At 59.5% G+C, this 22,886-nt stretch carries 23 protein-coding genes; 11 read left to right on the forward strand and 12 right to left on the reverse strand.

What is annotated here, in order from left to right; genetic code table 11:
• Positions 1 to 245: 245 nt before the first annotated feature.
• Both P3W85_RS15610 and P3W85_RS15615 read right to left on the reverse strand, forming a co-directional pair.
• Complete coding sequence (locus P3W85_RS15610) at positions 246 to 782, reverse strand: helix-turn-helix domain-containing protein (RefSeq protein ID WP_276265464.1); 537 nt, start codon at positions 780 to 782, stop codon at positions 246 to 248.
• 52 nt (positions 783 to 834) lie between these two features.
• Positions 835 to 1,359: a hypothetical protein gene (locus tag P3W85_RS15615; protein ID WP_276265465.1), complete on the reverse strand. Its 525-nt coding sequence runs from the start codon at positions 1,357 to 1,359 to the stop codon at positions 835 to 837.
• 310 nt (positions 1,360 to 1,669) lie between these two features.
• Here P3W85_RS15615 and P3W85_RS15620 point away from each other — a divergent pair, with 310 nt between their 5' ends.
• On the forward strand, positions 1,670 to 2,059 hold the full coding sequence (locus tag P3W85_RS15620; protein ID WP_276265466.1) for a hypothetical protein: 390 nt from the start codon (positions 1,670 to 1,672) through the stop codon (positions 2,057 to 2,059).
• A gap of 104 nt (positions 2,060 to 2,163) precedes the next feature.
• On the opposite strand, the gene P3W85_RS15625 is transcribed toward P3W85_RS15620, so the two are convergent.
• Together P3W85_RS15625 and P3W85_RS15630 are read right to left on the reverse strand one after the other, a co-directional pair.
• Positions 2,164 to 2,427, reverse strand: a complete 264-nt coding sequence (locus P3W85_RS15625) for a hypothetical protein (RefSeq protein WP_276265467.1) — start codon at positions 2,425 to 2,427, stop codon at positions 2,164 to 2,166.
• Positions 2,428 to 3,733: 1,306 nt separating this feature from the next.
• On the reverse strand, positions 3,734 to 4,879 hold the full coding sequence (locus P3W85_RS15630) for a Vgb family protein (protein WP_276265468.1): 1,146 nt from the start codon (positions 4,877 to 4,879) through the stop codon (positions 3,734 to 3,736).
• Positions 4,880 to 5,861: 982 nt separating this feature from the next.
• Between P3W85_RS15630 and P3W85_RS15635 the strand changes: the two genes are divergently transcribed.
• Both P3W85_RS15635 and P3W85_RS15640 read left to right on the forward strand, forming a co-directional pair.
• Positions 5,862 to 6,422, forward strand: a complete 561-nt coding sequence (locus P3W85_RS15635) for a hypothetical protein (protein WP_276265469.1) — start codon at positions 5,862 to 5,864, stop codon at positions 6,420 to 6,422.
• 166 nt (positions 6,423 to 6,588) lie between these two features.
• Entirely contained in the window at positions 6,589 to 7,254 is a 666-nt protein-coding gene (locus P3W85_RS15640) for a hypothetical protein (RefSeq protein WP_276265470.1), read from the forward strand.
• A gap of 48 nt (positions 7,255 to 7,302) precedes the next feature.
• On the opposite strand, the gene P3W85_RS15645 is transcribed toward P3W85_RS15640, so the two are convergent.
• Positions 7,303 to 8,208 carry a LysR substrate-binding domain-containing protein gene (locus P3W85_RS15645; protein WP_051078631.1) on the reverse strand — a complete coding sequence of 302 codons (906 nt, stop codon included), beginning with the start codon at positions 8,206 to 8,208 and terminating at the stop codon, positions 7,303 to 7,305.
• Positions 8,209 to 8,357: 149 nt separating this feature from the next.
• Here P3W85_RS15645 and P3W85_RS15650 point away from each other — a divergent pair, with 149 nt between their 5' ends.
• From P3W85_RS15650 to P3W85_RS15665, 4 genes are all read left to right on the forward strand, one after another.
• On the forward strand, positions 8,358 to 9,230 hold the full coding sequence (locus tag P3W85_RS15650) for a transketolase (RefSeq protein WP_051078632.1): 873 nt from the start codon (positions 8,358 to 8,360) through the stop codon (positions 9,228 to 9,230).
• Complete coding sequence (locus P3W85_RS15655) at positions 9,227 to 10,231, forward strand: transketolase family protein (protein ID WP_017230812.1); 1,005 nt, start codon at positions 9,227 to 9,229, stop codon at positions 10,229 to 10,231. The genes P3W85_RS15650 and P3W85_RS15655 overlap by 4 nt, the downstream gene beginning before the upstream one ends.
• An 11-nt stretch (positions 10,232 to 10,242) precedes the next feature.
• A complete protein-coding gene (locus tag P3W85_RS15660) occupies positions 10,243 to 11,100 on the forward strand; it encodes an NAD(P)-dependent oxidoreductase (RefSeq protein WP_276265471.1) in 858 nt (285 codons plus the stop codon).
• 84 nt (positions 11,101 to 11,184) lie between these two features.
• Entirely contained in the window at positions 11,185 to 12,513 is a 1,329-nt protein-coding gene (locus tag P3W85_RS15665) for an MFS transporter (protein WP_276265472.1), read from the forward strand.
• 225 nt (positions 12,514 to 12,738) lie between these two features.
• On the opposite strand, the gene P3W85_RS15670 is transcribed toward P3W85_RS15665, so the two are convergent.
• Positions 12,739 to 13,413, reverse strand: coding sequence for a GntR family transcriptional regulator (locus P3W85_RS15670; RefSeq protein ID WP_017230815.1), 675 nt, complete (start codon positions 13,411 to 13,413; stop codon positions 12,739 to 12,741).
• 123 nt (positions 13,414 to 13,536) lie between these two features.
• Between P3W85_RS15670 and pcaC the strand changes: the two genes are divergently transcribed.
• The 3 genes from pcaC (at position 13,537) to P3W85_RS15685 (ending at position 15,952) form a co-directional block, all read left to right on the forward strand.
• A complete protein-coding gene (gene pcaC, locus P3W85_RS15675; protein ID WP_017230816.1) occupies positions 13,537 to 13,914 on the forward strand; it encodes a 4-carboxymuconolactone decarboxylase in 378 nt (125 codons plus the stop codon).
• 10 nt (positions 13,915 to 13,924) lie between these two features.
• Entirely contained in the window at positions 13,925 to 14,788 is an 864-nt protein-coding gene (locus P3W85_RS15680) for an NAD(P)-dependent oxidoreductase (protein WP_276265473.1), read from the forward strand.
• A gap of 189 nt (positions 14,789 to 14,977) precedes the next feature.
• The gene (locus P3W85_RS15685) at positions 14,978 to 15,952 is read left to right on the forward strand and encodes a tripartite tricarboxylate transporter substrate-binding protein (protein WP_017230818.1); all 975 of its coding nucleotides are present in this window, start codon (positions 14,978 to 14,980) and stop codon (positions 15,950 to 15,952) included.
• 30 nt (positions 15,953 to 15,982) lie between these two features.
• Here P3W85_RS15685 and P3W85_RS15690 read toward each other — a convergent pair whose 3' ends face one another.
• The 6 genes from P3W85_RS15690 to P3W85_RS15715 form a co-directional block, all read right to left on the reverse strand.
• Positions 15,983 to 16,384 (reverse strand): hypothetical protein, encoded by a 402-nt coding sequence (locus P3W85_RS15690; RefSeq protein WP_276265474.1) that lies wholly within the window; start codon positions 16,382 to 16,384, stop codon positions 15,983 to 15,985.
• Between the two features lie 206 nt (positions 16,385 to 16,590).
• On the reverse strand, positions 16,591 to 17,571 hold the full coding sequence (locus tag P3W85_RS15695; protein ID WP_017230820.1) for a Bug family tripartite tricarboxylate transporter substrate binding protein: 981 nt from the start codon (positions 17,569 to 17,571) through the stop codon (positions 16,591 to 16,593).
• Complete coding sequence (locus tag P3W85_RS15700; RefSeq protein ID WP_276265475.1) at positions 17,556 to 18,563, reverse strand: tripartite tricarboxylate transporter substrate binding protein; 1,008 nt, start codon at positions 18,561 to 18,563, stop codon at positions 17,556 to 17,558. The genes P3W85_RS15695 and P3W85_RS15700 overlap by 16 nt, the downstream gene beginning before the upstream one ends.
• Before the next feature lie 58 nt (positions 18,564 to 18,621).
• On the reverse strand, positions 18,622 to 19,689 hold the full coding sequence (locus P3W85_RS15705; RefSeq protein WP_276265476.1) for a hydroxyacid dehydrogenase: 1,068 nt from the start codon (positions 19,687 to 19,689) through the stop codon (positions 18,622 to 18,624).
• Positions 19,686 to 20,363 carry an RraA family protein gene (locus tag P3W85_RS15710; RefSeq protein ID WP_276265477.1) on the reverse strand — a complete coding sequence of 226 codons (678 nt, stop codon included), beginning with the start codon at positions 20,361 to 20,363 and terminating at the stop codon, positions 19,686 to 19,688. The genes P3W85_RS15705 and P3W85_RS15710 overlap by 4 nt, the downstream gene beginning before the upstream one ends.
• A gap of 58 nt (positions 20,364 to 20,421) precedes the next feature.
• Entirely contained in the window at positions 20,422 to 21,672 is a 1,251-nt protein-coding gene (locus P3W85_RS15715) for an alpha-hydroxy acid oxidase (RefSeq protein ID WP_276265478.1), read from the reverse strand.
• Positions 21,673 to 21,794: 122 nt separating this feature from the next.
• On the opposite strand from P3W85_RS15715, the gene P3W85_RS15720 reads away from it, so the two are divergent.
• Positions 21,795 to 22,697, forward strand: a complete 903-nt coding sequence (locus tag P3W85_RS15720) for a LysR family transcriptional regulator (RefSeq protein WP_017230825.1) — start codon at positions 21,795 to 21,797, stop codon at positions 22,695 to 22,697.
• The last annotated feature ends 189 nt before the right edge of the window (positions 22,698 to 22,886 follow it).

The following is a 22,886-nucleotide window of genomic DNA, read 5'->3' on the forward strand; positions in this document are numbered from 1 at the left end:
CATATCGCTTCACTGCGTTTGGCCACTAGCCCACCCGGTAGCCTCATTAGTAAAACTGGTTCGCTATGCTATGCATGCAACCATTGTCCAATTACCTTGATGCCTCCGACCTCGCTGTCCTGCTGAAGGTCACCCCTGCCACCATCCTCCGCCGGGCCAGGACCAAGCCCCAATCCTTACCTCCCCCGGCCGCCCTTGGTCCCAATTTCCCCCTCCGCTGGAAGCAGACTGACGTCGCCAACTGGCTAAATGCACTTGGGATGGACTGCTACAGAGCGGATGCCCATACCGTTGTCAGTCTTGTTGGCATGCGCTAACTTTCGCGCACCCGTCTGCCTTGCTGGCGTTCTCCGCTCAGATTTCAGCACATAGACGCCAACACGACGCTGTTCACCGCTCTCTGCCTGGATGGTCTGCCACTGAGTTTCAATAGGGTAGCCCTGCTGAACCAGGTCAAACTTGCGAGCAGGTGGGCAATAGATGTCCAGAAACTGGCGGCACTCATAAGTGGATACTGACCCCAGTTCTTTGAGGGCCATCGCCATCCGCGCAGTTTGTGTTGTGTGGTGGTTGCCGCGAGACTTGCTGTAGATGGCAGCAAGCTGGTCTGGCCTTGTAGTAGCTGTGGCCAGGGAAGTCCTAGGCCAGTTCCGTTCGGGTTCGTCCCGCTGCGAAAAGAGTTCAAGGTTCATTCGAGGCGACCGCAGTGCGGCGCGGTTGGACATGCCGTAATCATCCAACCAACACCGCCATGAGCAGAAGGCAGCACCTTTTGTATTCATGCCTCGTCGTATCCGGACACAAAGACGCGGTTTTTCTGCTTTTGATGTCCGCTCAGTCTTCGGCCAGCCCGAAATCAAAGTCGGACAAGACTGTGTGCAGCCCTTGAACCAGGCTTGTCGCCAGTTCCTTGTCCCCAATACTTGCAAGCAGGCCCAGGGCTTGCTGGACACGTTGACTATCAGTGAGGTCCGCCGAGCTTTGAGTATGCGTAGTACGTTGGGCGCGGCTCACCAAGGCTGCAGTTTCGAGTACGGCGTCGCTGGCAATGGTCATTTCCGCTTTGGCAGCTTCCGCAATCTGTGCCTTCCGTTCCGCGGTGAGCTCATGACGAACATTGCGTTCATCGGTATTCGGCCATAGAAGTGCAACGATTTCCGAGATGGCTTCAACGTGAAAGTCTCGGAAATGGCTATAAAAGGCTTTTGCGACAGCCCAAATGAACGTTCGACGTTCGGGATTTCCTTTTTGCGTCCGGACCGGCACGCTCTGCGGAGGATAGAACTGAGCTAGCTGGTGGAGGCATGTGCGAAACGCCGGCTGGCCTGCAAGGGGGCGGACGGCGGGCACATCATTCACCTCCGTCGCTAGCTTCTTTGCCGCAGCTCTGATTCTTCCTGCCTTTATGGTTCTTCGCCGACAGCATCGGAAGGGTGTCTGGGCTAAGACAAGCGTCGCCACAGCAGGGCAGGCGCGAAGCCCGCGTCCGGCCGTACTGGCGACCGTGTCCTTCGACAACCGGCCCGGAACTGTCCCGTTCCGAGGCTGTTGGGCGCTGTTCGGTCAGGCTTCACATAGGGCTGATAACATCGTCAGGTGGCGTCCGCAGGTCAGTCGCCTCAGCCCTCGTTCGGGTCTCTAAACCGTAACTTTTGCAGGAAGGTGTCCCATGGATGTACAGCAACTCGTTTCTGAATTTCTCGCTTCCGAGCATGGGAGCGAGGCTGCCCAGGCGCTGGCAGCTCAGGGCATCAGTGCCGATGACGCCCAGCAGATGCTGAGCCAGGCCGCAGAGACAGCGCATGCCCACGCTGAGGAACAGAATGCCGGTCTAATGGGCGAGCATCCGGGTAGGAGCTTTTTTGCGGCTTTCGCCGCAGGACTGGTCCGGGGCGACGGGTTTTTCAAGTCCCTGGCGGAGGGCGGGGAGGGTATCCTGGCCGGCCGGGTCGCTGAGTCGCTTGCGGCGAAAATGGGCATTGACCCGTCCACCGCATCGACCGTGGCTGCCGCCGCTACTCCGTATCTCGTGGCGTTCCTGAAGGAAAAGCTTGCCTGAGACCCCAGCAGCCCGCATGGTTGGGGGCTGGCCGGCCTCCCAACCTAACTTGGCGGGCCTCGGCGCCCCTTACGGAGGCAAGTGCAACGTGACAGGCCCAAGTCTCATTTGAGCGGGGCGACGACCACGCCTCGTACCCCGGCCCGTTCGACTGCGGCTTTGACCAGACCCTCGGACTTCGCGTCCTCGATGAACTTGCGTGCGTAGGCTAGGCCGGCGTCCCGCCCCTTCGGCATGGCCATCGCATGCGGGTCAATGCCAGGCCGACCGTCGAGAACTCGCGAGCCAGGCAATTGTTTGGACATCTCGAACAGGATTGGCTTGACGCTGCCCACGACGTCGGCTCTACCGGACTTCAGTGCTTCCAACGCGCATTGTCCCCAGGGTTAAGGCAAGCGGAACCACCATCCTGTAGACATCGGCGAGCGCTCCGAATCGCGCAGGGGGTCACGCAGTTCTATGAAGCTTTTGTGACGGAATCTAAAGGTTGCGCAAGTACTGGCGTTAAAACCTAGATTGCCATCATTAGGTGTCCTGGCGGTCGTCACGGCGTTACGTCGATGCTATATGTCACGTCCTCCGAAACGCCTACGTTGAGCCCGCGTACATCTTGTCCCTGAATGTGGATTGTATGACGGCCCGGAGACATAGACTTGAGCATAAGCCAGTATCCGGCGCTGACCGCCATACCAGAGCCTGAGGACGAGTTTAGGATATTTTGTCCAGGCACCAGGAAGCTGAAGAGTGGCGATATGGAACGATAGGCTTCTATTCCATCCTTTATCTGCATGTCGTCAATCGAGATGGTTAAGGAACTGAGGTTAATCCCATCAACGATAGTTGTGGCGCAAATTCGGCAGGATGTCGCATTCGTGCAATGAAAAGGGGAAGCATCTAGAGTTGAGCATTTGACCATAGCCAATGGAACGAAAACTGGCATTGCTGATGGAATCAGGCAGTTTCGCGTGACAGGCTGACCATTGGCCACCGTCCCCGTCAGAAACCACACGGGTCCAGACTGATTGGCGCCGCAGTACATACCCGTTGAATCATGCAGGGGGTTTTGGTCCGTGCCAGGCCCAGTCGGTATTGCCAACAGCCATTGCCACCACACTGCAGACCATATGCCGTACCACCACGCTGCAATCCCCGTTCCATACACGAGGTCGGAAATTGTGCTGCCCGGCGGAAGGACTCCTGAGTTCGCGCCTTGAGCGAACACCCTAGGAGCAGCGGCAACACTGAGAACGACACACGTAGCAGCGAGGACTCGAGCTGCCTTGGACAAGCCACGGCGAGGCGACAAGAGAGAGCGTGCAATCATTTCGGACCTCCCTATCCATTGGATATCGGACGTCATCACATAGCTGCGACCGGCCCAATAGCGCGCACAAATCGTCAGCACAGATGTCATCCAGGGAAGCCGGGTGACGATGTGGACTAGCGAGAGTCGTGCCACAGGCATATAGCCCTAACTACATAATGGAAGTGTGAGCGGTATGGAATCGAATGAGCTACTGAAACCCGAAAAGATTTCACCCACGATACGACGAAGACTGCATCAAAGGGAATGGAGCTGGGCCCGTGGAAGCCCTTTCGGCCTTTTGACCTCGCTGTCAACAAGCAAGGCCTGGCACGGAGCCAGGCCAATCCTGTCCATACCCAATGTAAGTTTTAGTCTTTGTCTTCGTAGTTCAGCGTCGCGGCGTCACTCTTTCTAAAGATTAAGAACCACGGTTTCTGAAGTGCGCCACCGGAGGAGTTGGCCGGGACGATGACGTCGCAATGCTTTGTTGTGGGGTTGCAACGCCGCACCTGACCTGCTGTCGTGGCATCGCCGCCAGTGATAGGGATATACAGATTGCCGCCCGGGCCGAAAATGATTGCCTGTGCATAAGCCCTGGGGGCCGGTGGCGTCCATAACATGAGCTTGTCGAGAAGGGCGCCAGTCCTGCCATCAAGTTTGAGGATTTTGTCGATATCGCTGGTATTTGCGCGGAAGCTCGTGACCCAGAGGTTGCCTGCGCTGTCGAAGACCAAGCCCTCAGGGCGGTGTAAATCCGGGACGGTACTGTTGGATGCAAACACGTCAACAAATGCCTTGGTACTAGCATTGAAGCGCAGGATGTATCCCGCAATGGGGCTGAAGTGCGGGTCCGTCGGGTCGAGGCAACCTATGGTTGAGACATACAAGAGACCGTCTGGCCCGAAAACCACGCCTCGTGGATGGAACTCGGCAGTAAACCTGTGCTGGTCCAGATTGCCCAGAAAGGCGCCTGCCGCGTCATATTCCTTTATGTTGCCTTGATTGGCACACTGGCCATTCTTGATACCGACATCGGCCAAGTAGAAGCCTTGGTCGGGCCCTCCACGCACGATACCCTGCGGAAAAAAGGGCGCGTTTCTGTCGCTCGAAGCGACGAGTTTGCCAACAAAAGTGCCGGTCGTGCTGTCGAACTGCAGAATCTCGCCGGAAAGATTGGTGTCTATATTTTGGTTCACGACCACAAGTTTCCCACCCGTAAAAATCATCCCTATGGGCCCCTTCAGTCCGGCAGTCCCAGAAGGGACGAAGGCGCCAAGATACGTGCCGCCGGCGACATCGAAACCCTTGATAGAGTTATCCCCTAGGTCGCCAATGAACAATTCCTGTGCTGTCGAGGGTTGGCTAACCGACAACGCACTTAACCCCAACGCTGCGGACAGCAGGATGTGGCGCAATACATTACGATAATGGCTCGTCAGTTTCTCTTGGTTGGGATGGCGACGCGGCATGCATAGGGCCGCCAAAAGCACTAGGGAACAGTTTTTCTTCTTCACGGTAAAACTCCTTCAGAGAAGTCGGGAGATGTCGAAATGGCACTGCGGCGCCCCATGGTGGATAGTTTCGGCGTTGTAGCAACGGGCTTCGCACGGCGTGCCGTGTAACGTCCATCTCCAGATGGACCAAAGGATGAGCAAACGCACAGGCGTGGTGCCTCTGGACTTAGGAAGCGGTAGAGGCAAGCACGTGCGTACGCCGGAGATGGTGCGCTGTAGGACGCTACTGACGGGGTATCGAGAGTGTGTGCTGGAAGCAAGTGTCCATAGGCGCCGCTTGTTCTTAGTTAACTACCTGCCGCCCCGGACACCAAGCAGGCCCACGATGAGGTGGGCAGTACTTCTATTTAATTCTTGCTACAAAATAGGCCAGCATTTGACGGATTGCAACCTTCTACTGCTGTGTCGTTCAAGTTACGAGGTCGTTGCCTTGACCGGCACCAGTAGTGTGAATTGCGCCCGCGAAACGTCAGACGGAAGCGGGCATTTTTGGAGCGCGTCGAAGGCCGCATCGCGCCGACGCTCCGTTTCTTCGTTCGCCACACAATCGACGCGGTCCGTGCCAGGCTGCCGTAACCGGAAGGTCAGGAACAGCTCGAACTGCGGACCATTTGTCCGCCTGCCGAAGGATGTCTCATTCGGAACGCAGGTTCTGGAACTGCCCCAAGCCGGGGCACTCGGTATTTCCTATGGCCGAAGGGAACAATGGTCAAGCCCTGTCTCAAGTTTGAATCAGCTTTGGCGTCTTTTCCTGGCTGTCACAGGGCATCGCTCTACCTATGCCAAAGAATTCATACACTTGTCGCTCCTGGCATAGACAATGCTCTGGGCTATATCTGGTGTCCAAGCCTCATAAATATGCCGGCTGAGCAGCGGTGGGTACCTACAGGGTGCCGTCAAAGGCCTGTAGCCGACAAGCCAGGCTTCAGTCGTTTCAGCTTTGCGTCATCACAGCCGGGGACCAGCGAAAGAGAGGGCTATTATGAAGCAGCTGATTCGTGCTTACGCGGGCGCCGTTTTTGTCGTGATGGTCGTTGCCGGCGCCATGCCGCTAAGCGTTCCAAAAGGCTGGGCGCAGGCACAGCAAAAGACTGCAATTTCATTTCAAGTTTCTGCCGAGAATACGAAGTACACGCAACAGCATGCCCTTGACGTAGGGGACATGCCTGGTCACCAGATTCGCATTTTCGAAATCCATCGCATCTATCCCAAAGACCCACCCCTGTTCGCCGGAGTACCCACCAAAGAATCTTGGGTTCGTGCGGTGACTGACAACCTAGGCGACGATGGCCACGTCGTCGGCTATGTGGTGTACGCCATGCAAAATGGGGACAAAATCTATGGGAGATATGAGGGGACTGCGCAAGGAACCGGTGAGCAGCCGTCTGGTCGGCGACACGTCTCGGGAAATACGATATTCACAGGAGGGACAGGGAAGTTTCGGGCTATTCGTGGTGTGTTGCACAACACAAATCTAGCCGAGCCAGCAAAAGGCTTCAATGAGTCCAGGACCGAAGGTGTGTACTGGATGGAGAAGGAGTGAAAGGTTGCGGTCGTCCAGGTGATGCCATCTATCTAGCCCCGAATCTGGGGCGCAGGTCAGGCAAAGCTTGCCACCGGTAGAGCATTTAATTTCAGCAGCACCATGCCCGGGAACAAGTTTCAAATGGGGTCATTTCTTGCAAGGGGCTGCGATGCTCAGGACCTTGTTGGCGCTGCTGTTCGCTCTGTTCTTTGCTGGTTCCGGGGGCGGCGGCAACGGTAGCAGCAGTGCGACCACGCAAACTCTGTCTGTGCCTCTTCTCACGGCCGTCGGGAATCTGGTCAATAACGGCATGACGGTCAACGTCGCAATCTCGGGTTGGACCGGTGATGCGAGCGCTGCCGTAACAGGTTCTGGTACGTTTGCGGACGCCAAGGCTGTTTCCGCAACGTTGAACGGCATTGCTGTCCTCAAGACGACGGAAACAGTGACTGGGACGGTCACGGTGAACGGTAGTTCTTCTCCTCTTTCTCAGACAACAACCACCTACGAAAATCCAACTACCTACGCAGAAGTTGTCGACGACCAAGGCTACCCCTACATCGTCTTCGCTGATTTCACTTACCCAACGACTGTCCAGGCCGGGGATGCCGCCGCACTTGCAACTGCCACGATGTTTTCCGGCCGCCTGCAAGCGACGAAGACCGGTACTCTCTCGTTATCTTTTACTGTCACCGTTGATACGGCTACCGCTTTATTTTGGCCGCATGCTTGCCTGCCGCTCTCGATGTTCTTTTTCCCACATCCGAACGTTGGAACACATCAACGGCGAATTTTCAGACGGGCTCTTAAATGTCCGGCTCCAGCTAAGGAACAGTCGAAGCCTTCCTAGGACAATGTGGAACGGATCAGGTGTAAGACGGTGATGCATCAACGGTCATCAAGCCTCTGGCAACTCTCCCAAGAGCCACTGTTTGAACAGTTCAAATGAATCGTGCTGCCGGATTCGCCTTGGGTAGACGAGGTGGTGCCCAACATATTGCACATCCTGCGTCTTACCGCGTAGCGGGCACACCAGCGTGCCTTTCGCCAGCTCGCGATCGGCAAGCAGCGTCGATTCCAGCACGACGCCAAGTCCATCCACTGCTGCTGAAATGGCCATCGAACTCCGATCGAAGCGCAAGCCATAGTGATGCGGCGGCACCAGCCGGTTAGCTTCGAACCATCCCTTCCACTGGAACATCTGCACGTCGCACTGGATCAGTGTTTGTCGGTACAGGTCCTCAGCAGTCTGAATCTGTTGCGCGATCTCCGGATTGCACAGCGGGGTCAGCTTCTCCATCGCCAATGGAATCTTCTCATAGGGCGATGGCCGCGGTTCGCCGTAGACGATATCGAAATCAAAGTCGTCATTCTCGAAGCGAGCGTACTCGGTGCTTGCCGAGATCCGCAAATCGATTTGCGGATGGTCTCTGACAAATCGCGCGAGCCGCGGCAGGAGCCACTGCGTGGCGAAGCTGGGAGCGGTATGCAAGCGCAGCGGTGCAGGCTCGTCTGATGTCACCAAAGCGAAGCCGCGCCGCATCTCCTCCAATCCTCGTTGCACATGTTCGAGCAGCAACTCGCCTTCACGGGTCAACTTGACCTCTCGCGTGGTGCGTTCGAACAGCCGCAAGGCAGTCGTCTCTTCCAGTTTGCGAATGGAGTGGCTGACAGCGCTGGGCGAAAGGCCAAGTTCATCCGCGGCTACGGCGAATGAGCACGTGCGTCCGGCTGCCTCAAACACCCGCATGAGGGGCAAGGGCACCTTGCGTAAGGACTGGATTCGTGAGCGAGATTCATTCATTGCTGCAAACGTTTCTTTTGTGCGGCCGAAATCTCGATGATAGCCTTCACGTAACCTTTTCTGTAGCCAGTCATTAGTGAATTAGCTTCACGTTAACCCTAGGCGCGGACCGGTGGGAAGAAAGGTGTACCAACATAGGAACGGAGACAATGACAGCAATTCAGTCACCTCAGGCAACCGTCGCGTCGCACGACGCCGTAGCACGGCATGCATGGCGTATCCGCCGCTTCGCGCTGCGTATGGGCGAGGTACAGGGGCAAGGTTATGTCGGCCAGGCACTGGGCTATGCAGATGTCCTCGCAACGGCGTACTGCCATGCGATGCAACTGCGTCCCGCGGAACCTGAATGGGAGGGCCGCGATCGCTTCCTGTTGTCGCATGGCCACTATGCTATCGCCCTCTACGCGGCGCTCATCGAGGCCGGCATTATCGACGAGGCCGAACTGGATACCTACGGCTCCGACGACAGCCGCCTGCCGATGTCGGGAATGGCCACGTACACGCCTGGTATGGAAATCTCGGGTGGATCCCTTGGCCAGGGACTGGCCATCGGCGTAGGCATGGCGCTGGGATTGCGCATGAAGGGTAGTTCGGCCTTCGTCTACAACTCGATGTCCGACGGCGAACTGGATGAAGGGGCGACGTGGGAAGCCGCACTGTCCGCCGCGCACCACAAGCTGGGCAACCTTATTGCGCTGGTTGACATCAATCGACAGCAGGCGGACGGCGTGTCCCATGAGGTGCTGGGCTTCGAGCCGGCCCACGACAAGTGGCGCGCCTTTGGCTGGCATGTCCAGCGCGTCGACGGCAATGACCTGCCGGCCGTGATCGACGCGTTTGACCGGGCGCGTGCCGTGAAGGACCCGGTTCCACGCGTCATCCTCTTTGACACGCTGATGGGCAAGGGCGTGTCTTTCCTGGAAACGCGTGAGAAGAACCATTTCATTCGCGTAGAAGCCGACGAATGGCAAAAGGCCATCGCCGATCTGGATGCCAACTACGCTAAGGAAACCCAGCAATGAGCGCTGCCACCAATACCGCAAAGCCGCGCCTGACGACGTCGGCCATGATTGCTTCGATTGCTGCCGAAGGGCAGCGCACGCGCACGGCGCCGTTCGGCCACGCATTGGTGGCGGAAGCTGAGAAGCGCCCGGAAATTGTCGGCATGACGGCCGACCTCTCGAAGTACACCGACTTGCACATCTTCAGTCAGGCGTTCCCTGAGCGCCACCTCCAGATGGGAATGGCGGAACAGTTGTTGATGGCTGCAGCAGGCGGCATGGCGAAGGAAGGGTTCATGCCGTTCGCCACTACGTACGCGGTGTTCGCTACACGGCGTGCCTATGACTTCATCCACCAGGTCATCGCAGAGGAGAACCTCAACGTCAAGATTTGCGCGGCGCTGCCCGGCCTGACCACAGGCTACGGGCCGAGCCATCAGGCTACCGAAGATATCGCGCTGATGCGAGGCATCCCGGGCCTGACCATCGTCGACCCCTGCGACGCATTGGATACGGAGCAGGCAGTATCAGCCATCGCCGAGCACAAGGGCCCGGTCTACATGCGCTTGCTGCGCGGCAAGGTACCCCTGGTCCTCGATGAATACGACTACAAGTTCGAACTCGGGAAGGCCAAGCTGCTGCGCGACGGCAAAGATGTGCTGATCATCTCCACCGGATTGATGACCATGCGTGCACTCGAGGTAGCCCAGGCCATGTCGGGCGGCGCCGCTGACGTGGGTGTGCTGCACGTGCCGACGATCAAACCGCTTGACGAAGAGACCATTATCGAGCAGTGCCGCCGTAGCGGGCGGCTGGTCATCGTCGCGGAGAACCACAGCCGCGTGGGCGGCCTGTCCGAGGCCGTCGCCATGACGCTGATGCAAGCGCGCCTGCAACCGGAATTCAAGGTCGTTGCTCTGCCGGACCAGTTCCTGGACGCCGGCGCCTTGCCGACACTACATGACCGCTATGGCATCTCGACCGCAATGATGGTTGAGAACATCAAGCAATGGCTGAAATAAAGGATGCATCCATGAAGGTCAATTTCATCGGACTAGGCGCGATCGGCCTGCCTATGGCCTTGCAAATCCATCGCGCCGGCCACACCATCGCAGGCATGGACGTCATGACAGCCGCCTGCGAAAAGGCCGAAGCGCAAGGCATCAATGCCGTCAATCGCGTGGTGGATCTCCCTGCGGGCGATGTTGTGGTTGTTATGGTCGCCACGCCGGACCAACTCGCGAAGCTCGTCGACGAGGCTATCGAGAAGGCACCAAGTGAACTAGCCAGCCAGCACTGGATCATTATGTCGACCGTCGGACCTGCCAGCGTCCGCGAACAAGGCGGAAAACTGCGCAATGCGGGAGCACGCGTCGTGGATGCGCCCGTTACCGGCGGGGTGGCGCGCGCACGCACCGGTGAGCTCATGATTTTCGCCGCTGGGGAAACCAACGACATCGAAGCGGTGCGGCCGGTGCTGGACGCTATGGGCGTTGTGCGCAACACAGGCACGACGCTTGGCGACGGCCAGGCTATCAAAGTCGTCAACCAACATTTGTGCTCGGTACACATCGTGGCGGCCGCAGAGGCGCTTAGTCTGGCGCGCTCGCTTGGCCTGGATCCCGCACAAGTACTGCCACTGATCGAGAAAGGCGCAGCCGGTTCATGGATGCTATCGGACCGTGGTCCGCGCATGTTGGCCGGCACGGACGTGGAGGTGACCAGCGCTATCAACATCTTCGTCAAGGATAGCGGCCTCGTCGCGGATGCTGCTCGCGGCTGCGACGCACAAGTGCCGCTCCTGGACATCGCTCATGCACGCTATTGCCAAGCGGCAGACGCGGGTCTAGGGGCTCGTGACGACAGCCGGGTAATTGAAACCTGGCAATAGCCGCGCAACGACCACGCAGCAACGTTTCGCGGCAGGAGCAGCGAAGTCTTCGCCGCTAACAATAAAGACATTGGAGACAACCCCATGACACAAGTGACATCCACAGGCGCGCCGAAGAGGGACGGTGCTGTCAAGGTATCCATCGCATCCATGATTGGCTCGGCGGTGGAAAGCTACGATTTCTTCATTTATGGCACGGCCGCGGCCGGCTGGTTCGGCAAGGTCTTTTTCCACACCACGGAGCCGATTGTCGGCATCCTGGCCGCCTTCGCCACACTGGCGGTCGGTTTTTTTATGCGCCCGCTCGGAGGTTACCTCGCAGGTCACTATGGCGACCGCATCGGGCGCAAGTCCGTGCTCTTTTGGTCGTTGTTGGCCATGGGTGGTGCTACCGTATTGATCGGAGCTTTGCCTACCTATGAACAGGCCGGCGTCATCGCGCCCGTCCTTCTGATCCTGCTGCGAATGATTCAAGGCATTGGTTTTGGTGCGGAATGGGGCGGCGCCGTTCTGATGGCGTGTGAACATGCGCCGCCGCGTCGCCGCGGCTTCTTCGGAGCCGTGCCGCAGATCGGCATTCCAATGGGGCTGCTGATGGCCAATGGCGCCTTCCTGCTATCCGTCGCCCTCTTTGAGGGCGATTGGGTATGGCGCATGCCTTTTCTGGTTTCGATTGTCATGGTGGTAATTGGCATCTTCATTCGTCTGAGCGTGAAGGAATCACCGGACTTTGAAGCGATGAAGGCACAGAACACGATCGTCAAGCAGCCGGCCATGGACGTCTTGCGCAATGACTGGCGCAAGGTGCTGCGCATCGTTGGCGTTCGACTGGCCGAGACTGGCGGCTACTACATTACGACGAGCTTCATGCTGTCGTATGTGGTGCTGGCCCAGGTCTCGACCAAGGAAAACGTGCTCTGGGGCACGATGATCGGTTCAGCAATCGGTCTCGTCAGCCATTTGATCTACGGCGCGTGGAGTGACCGCATTGGCCGCCGCCCGGTTTTCTTCATCGGAGCGCTGTTTACGATCGCCTTCGGCATCCCGATGTTCATGCTGATCAACACGGGCGCGGGCGTCATGGTGGTGACCGCGATTTCGCTGTCCTTGCTGCTGAGTCATGACCCGATATTTGCCGTGGAACCTAGCTGGTTTGCTGAACAGTTCCCGCCCAATGTGCGTTCGTCTGGTATCTCGCTCGGATACAACGGTGCTTCACTGGTGGCCGGCACGCTGCCGTTCCTCGCGACTGGCTTGTATGGCATTGTCGGCTGGATCGGTCCGGCGTTACTGTTCTCGCTGCTCGGGGTAACCTCGACGCTCTGCGCATTGACAATGCGCGAGACCGCGCCTGCGGTGGAGGAACGCGAACTGTCGCTTCGGCAAGCTCGGCGTCCGGTGGTGAACGGATAGCGCAGAACGATTGAAGAGGGAATGGCCTGTCGCTTTGTGCGACGGGCCATATCAATTTGCACTTCCGGCCGTCGATAGGTTGCTGGCCATCTTCTGGCTGGTACAAGTCGAGCTCTGCGAAAAAAGGTGCTGATGGCCTTGACGAGCGCTCGCGGGCCAGCGCGTTACGACCGGCGGCGGCATGAGTGGCAAGTTGAAGATGCCTGGTGCAACCAGCTGTTAATTTCAAGCGTGAGTGAGGGAGCGAGCGTCCTCTGCAGCCTTTGCCGCGCTCCGAACGTGGTCAAAGCACAGTTGACGAGCGGTCTCCGCATCCCGCTTCTCAATTGCCGAGACAACTGCATCGAGCTCCTTGATGGATTCGGCAAGCCGTCCGGTGCGGCCGAGTGACAGACGGCGCAAGAGGGTAATGCGGTTGTTGAGCTGGGTCAGCATCTGCCCGGCAATCTCGTTCCCGCATCCCTCCATCAAGATTGCATAGAAGGTGTTCTTGCCTAGGAGCAAGGCATCTGTGTCTGCGGAAGCTTCGGGCGTGGCCAGGTACTGCAGTGCTTCCCTCAGGCGGGAAATCTGCACGTCCGTTGCGTTGCGCGCGAATCCTTCACCGATACACGCCTCGAGATAGGCGCGCACGGCATAGATTTGGCGCGACTCTTCTTCGGAAATGGTGGCTACCACCGGGCCCTTGTGAGGAATCAGGTGAATCAACCCCTCTGCCTGCAACTGCTGCAGCGCCTCGCGTAGAAGCGGTCGGCTCACCCCCAGGTTTTCGCAGAGCTCCCGTTCGACGAGTCGCGCACCCGGGACGAAACGGCCGGAAAGGATGGCTTGCCGCAACCTATCCGTCACTTGTTGACGAAGGGTTGTCATGTCTCGCTTGATGTAAAGGTCAGTTTCCATAGGTCGCCACGCTGGTTGCCAGGAATTATCCCAGATTTCCAACCAAACAGATTGTAAGACAATCTTATTGACTTACGAAAAGGTGCGCTCTACGATGGGACCCGTTAGCCAAAGGAGAGACACATGAATCAAGACCTGTTCGATAAAGGCCTCAAGACCCGTCGTGAAGTGCTGGGCAGCGAGTACGTCGATGCATCGCTGAAGAATGCCGACGACTTCAATCGCGATATGCAGGAACTGGTGACCCAGTACTGCTGGGGGGATGTTTGGAATCGCCCAGGCCTGGAGCGTCGCACGCGCAGTTTCCTGAACCTGGCGATGATTGCCGCGCTCAACCGGCCGCACGAGCTGAAGCTGCACGTGCGTGGCGCCATCAACAACGGGCTGACCAAGGATGAAATCAAAGAGGTCTTCCTGCAGGTGGCCATCTACTGCGGCGTGCCGGCGGCGATTGACTCGTTCCGCATCGCCCGGGAAGTGTTCAAGGAAATGGACATCTAAGGAGTCGGCCATGAAGCAGATTGGATTCGTCGGCCTTGGCATGATGGGTTTCCCCATGGCCGGCCGCCTGGTCGCAGCGGGGGTGAACGTTCTGGCCTATGACGTGGTCGCGCAGACGCGGGAGCGTTTCGCTGCCGAGCACAAGGCAGGCCGTGTAGCGGCGGACCTGCAAGAGTTCGGCGACTGCGATGCAGTCGTGACAATGCTGCCCAACTCTGAAATCGTCGACGAAGCCGTCCTCACGTTGACCAAGGTTCTGCAGCGAGGAGCCCTCGTGGTCGACATGAGTTCCGCCGACCCGGTGCGCACGCGAACGCTTTTGGAAGCGGTCAAGGCGGCAGGCTTGACGATGATTGATGCTCCCGTCTCTGGCGGGGTAAGCCGGGCGCGCGCAGGGACTCTGGCGATTATGGCCGGCGGGAATGCCGCTGATGTCGACAGGGTGCGGCCGCTCCTTGGACACTTGGGTTCCACGCTCACTCATGTGGGCGGCATTGGCGCAGGCCATGCAATGAAGGCGCTGAACAACTACGTGTCGGCCGCTGGTTTGATTGCTACCGCGGAAGCGTTGATTGCCGGCCAGCGCTTTGGCATCGACCCCAACGTCATGGTCGATGTCCTGAACAGCTCCACCGGGAAGAACAACACGACGGAAAACAAGGCAAAGCAGTTCATGCTTTCCGGTGCGTTCAATTCCGGGTTCTCGCTCGCCCTGATGGCAAAGGATGTCGGCATCGCGGCCGTTCTTGCCGAGGCAGTAGACGCCGCCATGCCGCTAGGCGTGCATGTCAACGCTCTATGTACGCAAGCATCCAAAGAGCTAGGGAAGGGCGCGGACCACACGGAAATGTACCGCTTCGTCGAGCACCCATAGTCGCGGGCCAACAAGCCGCTTCGACAAGGCTTCCGACCGGAAGCGGATAGGCTGGGAGGCTCCCGGATTCTTCGATGTATGGATTTGCCGCGCCGAAAGGCGCGGTGGGTCACGCTCGTCCCTACGACGGCCACAAGCCAAAAAAAACAAGGCGAATCGACAGAAGTCGCCGTTCAGACTGGAGACATCATGAAACGAATTTTCGCAGCAGCCACGGGTATTGCCATAGCGCTGACTTCAGCAATCGCGACTGCTCAGTCGTATCCAACGAAGCCGATTCAGGTCATCATCCCGTATGCACCGGGAGGGTCTACTGACGTGATTGGGCGGGCATTGGGTGAAGCCATGGCTCGCAACCTCAAGGAACCGGTCGTCATTGAGAATTCCGGGGGCGCGGGTGGGACGATTGGGACGGCGCGGGTTGTGAACGCACAGGCGAACGGCTACACGCTGCTCTTCCACAACATGGGCATTGCCACCGCGCCGGCGTTGTACAAGAAGCTGAGCTTCGACTCGACCAAGGACCTGGAGCCGATTGGCCAAGCGGCTGACGTGCCGATGATTCTCGTAGGAACAAAGGGCTTCGCGCCTTCGAACCTGAAGGAAGTCATTGCCTTCATCAAGCAGAAACAGGGCTCGGTGCGTTTCGGCCACGCGGGTAACGGCTCGACATCGCATCTCTGCGCGATGCTGCTGGCCAAGACGCTCGGCACGGAGGTGACCATGGTGCCGTATCGCGGTACCGGACCGGCGCTACAGGACCTGCTTGCTGGACAAGTCGACCTGCTATGTGACCAACCAGTGGCGACCGGCCCCTACATCAAGAGCGGAATGTTGAAGCCCTATGCCCTGGCGGCAGCCTTGCGGCAACCGAGCCTGCCAGATGTCCCCACGTTCGCCGAGGCGGGTTTGTCAAACTTCGAGCTCGAGGTTTGGCACGGTCTCTACGCGCCGAAGGGTACGCCGCCGGCAGTCATCGAAAGATTGAACCAAGCCTTGCGATTCGCGCTTGCTGACCAGGCCGTATTGCAGCGGTTTGCCCAGATGGGGGTCACCGTTCCGACCGCAGCGCGGCAAGATGCGCCGACGCTCGGGACACGCACCAAGGCGGAAATCGCACGTTGGACCCCGGTCATTAAGGCGGCAGGCGTCTACGCCGAGTAGCGCAGCTTGGACAGGACCGGAGGTTCCGGCCTATTCAGAGAGTGGGGCGTCCACAAGAACACCGGTCCTCAGTCGACGGATGCGCGGGTCGACAAAGTACCCTCCACCCTCTACGTAGCGCAAATACGCGCGTTGGCATGCGTTGCACTCCGAGACGGTGCAGCGGTTGTACGGATAGTAGAGGGCGGCAATCGGTGCTTCGGCCGACCAGAGGGTTGTGTCCTGAGGGTGATACTCCTCAAAGGTCGCCTCGGTGTAGATATCGCGAACCAAGGTGCCAATGGCGCCAAGCTGTTGCTCTGGGAAGGAGACCGGCAAAGAAGTCCAACCATCAAGTTCAGGGGCGCTACACGCACAGTCGACAGTTACGGCATCAGTACGGCGGGCGAGAGCTTGCAGGGTGTCAAACTGCAGGTAGGTTTCGTTTTCCACGGGGCGTTGCGTGATAGAGCAGGCTTCTCAAAGCCAACCGTCGCATCATACAGCAGCAGTGGGCAACCAGGGCTCTCTGCCCTGGTTGCCCACTGCGAAGCAGTTCAGGGGCGAAAAAAATACGGTTGGATGAAGGCGTAGTGGCCATGTACGCGTGGGTTATTCCGGGGACAGCGTCCCAAGCCATTCTCGTTGTCGAGTCTTCTCTAGTCCACCTTTGCCCCGGAGATGCGAACTTGTTCTGCAGCGATGGGCATCTGCTTCTTGACGAAGGTCCAGTAATCATCCACACCCATCGGCTTGACAGGCAATGAGCCTTGCTCCGAGAACTGTCTATGAAGCTCAGGGTCTCGCAATGCTTGGTTCAGCGCGGCGTTCAGCTTCTCCAGCGCTGGCCTTGGCGTGTTCGCTGGCGCCACCAACCCATACCAAGAATCGGTATAGAACCCCTTCACGCCGGCTTCGTCGAAAGTTGGCACGTCGGGAAGCGCTGGCAGTCGCTGATGCGCGGCAACAGCAAGCGGACGAACCTTGCCAGAACGGATGAAGGGGAGTGCTCCCGTCGTGATGACGAAGTCGACTCGGCCGGCCATCAGGTCGGTCATTGCAGGGGCGGTGCCTTTGAACGGGATGTGTGCTACGTCCACGTTGGCCAGCTTCCTGAACACCGCGCCCGCGAGATGCTGGCTTGAGCCGACACCGCCTGAGCCGAAGTTCAGCTGACCAGGCTGAGCGCGCGCCTTTTTAATCAGGTCCTGGACAGAGCGATATGGAGAGTCTTTGGGAACGAGCATCACGCCTGGTGAGGTCGTAATCAGGCCAATTGGCGCAAAGTCCTTGATCGGGTCGTGGTTCAGCCGGCTGTAAAGCGCGGAATTCAGGCCGTGCGAGGCCACCGTGGCAAGCATGATGGTGCTGCCATCCGGTTTCGCGCGAGAGGCGACATCCGTGCCGATGTTGCCGCCTGCCCCTGCGCGGTTGTCGATGACGATGGACTGCCCCAGCGCCTTGGACATTTGCGCAGACACCAGACGGGCAACGGCGTCCGAGGGGCCGCCCGCAGGCCATCCGACGACCATGGTAATCGGACCGGGCGGCAACGCCGGCTGCGCCAACAGGAGCGTGGACCAGGCGAGTGTCGCGGAGCCAGCCGCAGTCCGGAGAAGCCGGCTTACTTTTCCTGCCATGGCATCTCCTTCCACAGTTGACGGAAGCCCGCCTCACCGCGCTCGAGTTCAGCGGCATATGCGGCAGGATCAAGGTAGCGCAGCGGCGCAAACATGGCATCGGCTTGCTGCTTGAATTGCGGGTCCGCGACAACCTTCGCCAGGGCGGCGACCAGCTTCTTCCTTACCGGTTCCGGCAGGCCCTTGGGCGCGGCGAGCCCGCGCAAGGATGCCAGCTCGATGTTGTAGCCCTGCTCGCGGAAGGTCGACACATTGGGCGCAAGTACCGCGCGTGCAGCTCCCATCTGTCCCAGGAACTTGAGTGGCGTGCCACCCTTCTGGTACGCCAATGCCTCGCCCACATTGATGGCGCCAATCGTAATCTGTTGACCGGTCAGGGCGCCACGGACTTCGCCGGCGCCCTTGTAGCCCACGTGCGTCATCTTTACGCCGGAGGCCTTTTCAAACAAGAGCATGGCGAGATGGTCGTCTGAGCCCACGCCCGTGGTGCCTACAGTGACCGCGCCCGGGTTCGCCTTGGCGTACTTCACGAGCGTGGCCAAGGAATCGATGTTGCTGGACTGGCTGACGGTGAATGCGCCCGGGTCGTCCACCAGGTTGCCGATGAGATCGTAGCTCTTCCAGGTGAACGTCGTCTTGCGCTCAATCGGAATAGTCAGCAGGTTCGGCGTGTTGATGAAGCCGACGGTGTAGCCGTCCGGTGCGGCGCGTGCCAGCTCGGCAAAGCCAATGGCGCCACCCGCGCCTGGCTTGTTCTGGACCACAATGGTTGCGCCTAGCTCCTTCTCGAGATGTCGTGCGAGCAAGCGGGCAATCAGGTCAGTGCCGCCGCCAGGAGCGTACGCGACAATCATCTCGATTGGGCGATTCGGCCATGGTGCGGCTTCGGCCCTGGCTGCGACTGGCGCCAAAGCGCCAACCATGCCGGCGAGCGAGCACGCAGCCAGGAGAACGGATAGACGCCGACGACGGAAGTCGGGAGTGGAATGCATGGTTTTGTCTCCTCGCCGGCCCTCATGAAGTCGGCGTATTGTTGTGGCTATTGCTTGGTCAGTCGGCGGCAGCGAGCAAGGCGGCCTCTATCCGTTGCCTCGCCCTGGGCCAGACTTCGGGATTCACAAGGCGCTCGGGCTTCTCGCCTGTTGCGAGCAGCTCCACAATTTGCGTGGCGGCCAACGTCGCGTTCCTGCGACGAGCGTCATGCGTTACTCCGGCCGTGTGGAAGGTGGCTACGACGTTCTCAAGGGTCAGGAGCGGATGGCTTGGCGGTGGCGGTTCCTGGTCCCAGACGTCCAGACCGGCTCCGGCAAGGTGGCCGGACGACAACGCGGCATATAGGGCCTGTTCGTCGTGGATGCCTCCACGCGCCGTACTGACGAATATGCTTCCGCGGCGCATTGTCGCGAAGGTGTCTGCATTCATCATCCCCAGGGTGCTGGCGTTTCGGGGGCAGTGCAGCGAAACGACGTCAGCGGTGCGCAGCAACTCGCCGAAGGAGACAAACTCGGCGCCTCGCTTGGCCATCTCCGCACTATTGAGAAGGGGGTCATAGCCAATCACGCGCATGCCGAAAGCACGGCCAAGTGCTGCAGCACGACTTCCGGCATGTCCGACCCCGACCAGACCCAGCGTGCGCCCGCGTAGTTCGTGGCCCATCAGGTCTTCGCGGCTTCCGGTGCCATGCGCTTTCATGCGACGGTCGGATTCGGGGATGCGTCGCATGACGGACAACATCAATCCCACTGCCATTTCAGCTACGGAATCGGCGTTTCCGCCGGCCTGGTTCATCACGGCAACGCCCGCTGCCGTGCAGGCATCGATGTCAATCGTGTCGCAGCCAGACCCGCTTGATGACACCGCGATGAGATTCGGGCAACGCGCAAGCAGTTCCGCGGTAACGAACCAGCGCCGGGGCAGTTCGTCCTTGGCGGCCGTAATCTGGTACACGTGTGCCTGAGACAGGCGCGCCCAAGCCTCGTCGTCAGCGCCTTCGCGTTGGCATGTGTGCAGACTGATGCCGGGGCGCTCGCCCACAATCCGGTTAAAGGCAGGGTCGAGCCAGTAGTCAAAGCGCACTACCTGACGCTGCCCTTGAATGGTTGTGATGGACTGGCTCACAGTACCCCCTTGTCAGCCAGCGAGCGGTCCACCCAGGCGCGGTCCGCGCGACCCTGTGCGATCGATTCCAGAATGCCGGCTTCGGTCCGCTGTACGTCTTCCACGTGGACCGCTATCGCTTCGGCTTCTTCGGCGGGAACCACCAGCAGTCCATCACCATCGCCAATAATCAGGTCGCCAGGTCGGACCACCATGCCGTCGATGGAGACCGGTACGTGGAGTTCACCCGGACCATCCTTATAGGGGCCACGGTGCGAGACACCGCGCGCGTAGACAGGCAGTGGCTCCTTGCCAATCGCGTCACTGTCGCGAATCAAGCCATCGATGACAAAGCCGGCTGCTCCGCGCGAGATGGCGAGCGCAAGCATGATCTCGCCGATGATTGCATTGGGTCCCACGCCACCCGCATCTACTACGATAACGTCACCAGGGCCAGAGAGGTCAATTGCCTTGTGAACCATGAGGTTGTCGCCCGGACGCGTGCGAACGGTAAGCGCTCGTCCGACCAGGTTGCCATCGCGGCGGTGAAACGGGCGCAGCTGACTGGTTCCGGTCGTGCGGCTCATCGCGTCGCTGACGTTGGCGACGGGGAAATGCCGGTACCGTTCCATCAGCGAGGAACTGACAAGGTGTGCGGGGCGCGGATGGATGCGAAAACCATGCGGCGAAGTCATTGTTCTGTCTCCTGTGTCGGCCGTGAAGGACCTGTTGGATTGACTTGGAAGCTGCAACTCAGTTCGGAAGGGGGCGCTGGATGCAATGTGCATCAACATCTGTCACGCGCGTGATGCCCAGCATGGCCAGGTCGCGAGAAATCTCGGCTTGCATCAGGTCGATGCCATGTGCAACGCCATGGCGGGAACCGACCGTCGCTGCATAGGCGAACGGTCGCCCAATGAAAACGCATCGGGCGCCCAGGGCGAGTGCCTTGATGACATCGGTGCCGCGACGCACGCCGCTGTCGAGCATCACAGGCAGTTGCGGGACGGCCTCGACGATTTCAGGCAGGGCTCGCATTGAAGCGATGGCGCCATCAAGCTGTCTGCCACCGTGGTTGGACACGATGATGCCGTCGACGCCGTGCTGATGAGCGAGGCGCGCATCTTCTGCAGTCAGGATGCCTTTGACGACGAGCTGCCCCCGCCAGCGGCGACGGATGGTCGCCAGGTGGTCCCAAGTGAAATGGGCGCGGTCCGAGAAGTCCCGCTGCACGTCGCGCGAGACGATGGGTGCACCGCGGTGGGCGTAGGCGTTCTCGAAGTGCGGCACGCCGTGGCGCAGCAGGGTTCGGGCGAAGGTGCCGAGCAGCCAGCGCGGATGGGTGATGCCTTGCCAGGCGAGGGACGCACTAGGCCGTAGCGGGGTGGAAAAGCCCGCACGCACGTTGTTTTCGCGGTTGCCCGCCACGGGCGTGTCCACTGTGATGACGAGGGTCTCGACCCGGGCCGCTTCAACCCGCGCAAGCAGGCCTTCGATGTGGCGCATGTCACCGGGCAGGTAGGCCTGGAACCAAGTCCCTGGAGCGGCTTCCATGACCTCTTCGAGCCGAATCAGGGACGAACCGCTCATGATGGCCGGTACGGACGCCTGGCAAGCTGCCTGTGCCATGACGACGTCCCCGCGGTACGCGAAAAGTGCGGAGATACCCATGGGTGCAAGACCGAATGGCGCGGCATATCGTTGGCCGAACAGGGTTAAGCTCAGGTCTCGCGTAGAGACGCCCGCCAGCACGCGTGGTCGCAGTGCGATTTCCTCGAACGACCGTCGGTTTTGACCCAGGGAGATGTTGTCCTCGACCGCGCCGCTTACGTAGGCGTACAGCGGCTTGGGCAGCCGCTTGCGAGCCAACGGCTCGAAGTCCTTCAGCGACAACACCTGCTGCTTCAGCCAGGCGATGTCGCGCCCGCTTGCTTCAACGGTATCCTTGCCACCGGGGTGAAGTGCAGAAGTCTGTGCGGCATCGTAGAGGGGAGCGGTCGACATGGGAGCGATTGCTATGGGTTGGAGCAAATCTAGCAACCCGCACGCAACGAAAAAAGTGAAAAATACCGAAGATATAATTTCGCTTTTTGGAAAAAGTCGACCATCGGTCGTTGGGACTCGCTATGACTCTTAAGCAACTCGAAGCTTTCTACTGGGCGGCAACCTGTGTCAACTTCACGGTGGCGGCGGAGCGCGTCCACCTGTCCGTCTCGTCCCTCTCAAAACGGATTGCCGAACTGGAGGCGTCATTGGGCGTGGAATTGTTCGACCGCAGCGGGCGAAGCGCCGAACTGACCGCGCAGGGCGAGCAGATGCTGCCGCAGATTCGCGCGATGCTGCACGCCGCCGCAGAGTTGCGGCAATCCGCGGGGCAGCGTCAGGGCTTGATTGGACGATGCCGTATCGGCTTGGGCGAGTTGAGCGGACTTACCTGGTTGCCCAGGCTCGTGCGTGAAGTGTCGTCACGCCACCCGGGCCTATTGCTGGAGCCCCATCTCGATATCGGGCAGGTCCTTGAGCAGCGCCTCCATGACGGGGAGCTGGATATCGGCGTTCTCGCCGGGCCGTCCACCCGCAGCAGCTTGGCAGCCGAGCGGATTGGCCAGGTGGACTTTGCGTGGGTCGCTAGCCAGTCGTTCCTCAAGACGGCCGGCACTGACGAGCCACGGATGCTCATGGGAGAGCAGACGTTGCTGACGCTCCCCGTTGGTGCCGGGGGGACCAGGGTGCTCGACCAGTGGCTGGCTCGCCGTGGGCTCATGGTCGGCCGGCGCCTGATGTGCAATAGCTGGGGCGCTGTCGTTGGAATGCTGGTTGAAGGGCTGGGTTTCGGATTCGTTCCGAGGTTGTGGGCTGACGCACTTGTCGAACGGGGAGCACTCAGATTCTTGCCGGATAGCGACGCTCTGGAGCCGCTTCACTATGCAGTGCAGTGGCGCCGCGATGACACCCGGCCGTTGATCCTGGCGATGCGCGAGATTGTCCGTGGCGTAATCGACTTCCAAGCTCCGCGTTGTTTCGTCTAGGCACAGCGTTTGCAACATCGGAGCACGGTAGTGGCGCTACGCAAAGGCCCAATGCTTCTTTGACTGCCCGGACGAGTGGCCCAAATGGACACCGCGTAATATTGCGCTCCCGTTGCAGGAACCGGATGTGTCGCTCACCAAGGCAAGTTCCCAGTACCCGCCAATGTGTCAACTCCATTTTCTCGCAAG

Origin of the sequence: Cupriavidus basilensis, assembly GCF_029335485.1 — a bacterium.
GTDB lineage: Bacteria > Pseudomonadota > Gammaproteobacteria > Burkholderiales > Burkholderiaceae > Cupriavidus > Cupriavidus basilensis_E.

Excerpts from the sequence above, each read along its gene's own strand:
- P3W85_RS15645 (WP_051078631.1), bottom strand. The coding sequence starts at position 8,208 with ATGAATGAATCTCGCTCACGAATCCAGTCCTTACGCAAGGTGCCCTTG.
- P3W85_RS15655 (WP_017230812.1), top strand. The coding sequence starts at position 9,227 with ATGAGCGCTGCCACCAATACCGCAAAGCCGCGCCTGACGACGTCGGCC.
- P3W85_RS15610 (WP_276265464.1), bottom strand. The coding sequence starts at position 782 with ATGAATACAAAAGGTGCTGCCTTCTGCTCATGGCGGTGTTGGTTGGAT.
- pcaC (WP_017230816.1), top strand. The coding sequence starts at position 13,537 with ATGAATCAAGACCTGTTCGATAAAGGCCTCAAGACCCGTCGTGAAGTG.
- P3W85_RS15680 (WP_276265473.1), top strand. The coding sequence starts at position 13,925 with ATGAAGCAGATTGGATTCGTCGGCCTTGGCATGATGGGTTTCCCCATG.
- P3W85_RS15660 (WP_276265471.1), top strand. The coding sequence starts at position 10,243 with ATGAAGGTCAATTTCATCGGACTAGGCGCGATCGGCCTGCCTATGGCC.
- P3W85_RS15650 (WP_051078632.1), top strand. The coding sequence starts at position 8,358 with ATGACAGCAATTCAGTCACCTCAGGCAACCGTCGCGTCGCACGACGCC.
- P3W85_RS15695 (WP_017230820.1), bottom strand. The coding sequence starts at position 17,571 with ATGGCAGGAAAAGTAAGCCGGCTTCTCCGGACTGCGGCTGGCTCCGCG.
- P3W85_RS15635 (WP_276265469.1), top strand. The coding sequence starts at position 5,862 with ATGAAGCAGCTGATTCGTGCTTACGCGGGCGCCGTTTTTGTCGTGATG.
- P3W85_RS15715 (WP_276265478.1), bottom strand. The coding sequence starts at position 21,672 with ATGTCGACCGCTCCCCTCTACGATGCCGCACAGACTTCTGCACTTCAC.
- P3W85_RS15670 (WP_017230815.1), bottom strand. The coding sequence starts at position 13,413 with ATGGAAACTGACCTTTACATCAAGCGAGACATGACAACCCTTCGTCAA.
- P3W85_RS15665 (WP_276265472.1), top strand. The coding sequence starts at position 11,185 with ATGACACAAGTGACATCCACAGGCGCGCCGAAGAGGGACGGTGCTGTC.
- P3W85_RS15620 (WP_276265466.1), top strand. The coding sequence starts at position 1,670 with ATGGATGTACAGCAACTCGTTTCTGAATTTCTCGCTTCCGAGCATGGG.
- P3W85_RS15685 (WP_017230818.1), top strand. The coding sequence starts at position 14,978 with ATGAAACGAATTTTCGCAGCAGCCACGGGTATTGCCATAGCGCTGACT.
- P3W85_RS15720 (WP_017230825.1), top strand. The coding sequence starts at position 21,795 with ATGACTCTTAAGCAACTCGAAGCTTTCTACTGGGCGGCAACCTGTGTC.
- P3W85_RS15700 (WP_276265475.1), bottom strand. The coding sequence starts at position 18,563 with ATGCATTCCACTCCCGACTTCCGTCGTCGGCGTCTATCCGTTCTCCTG.
- P3W85_RS15710 (WP_276265477.1), bottom strand. The coding sequence starts at position 20,363 with ATGACTTCGCCGCATGGTTTTCGCATCCATCCGCGCCCCGCACACCTT.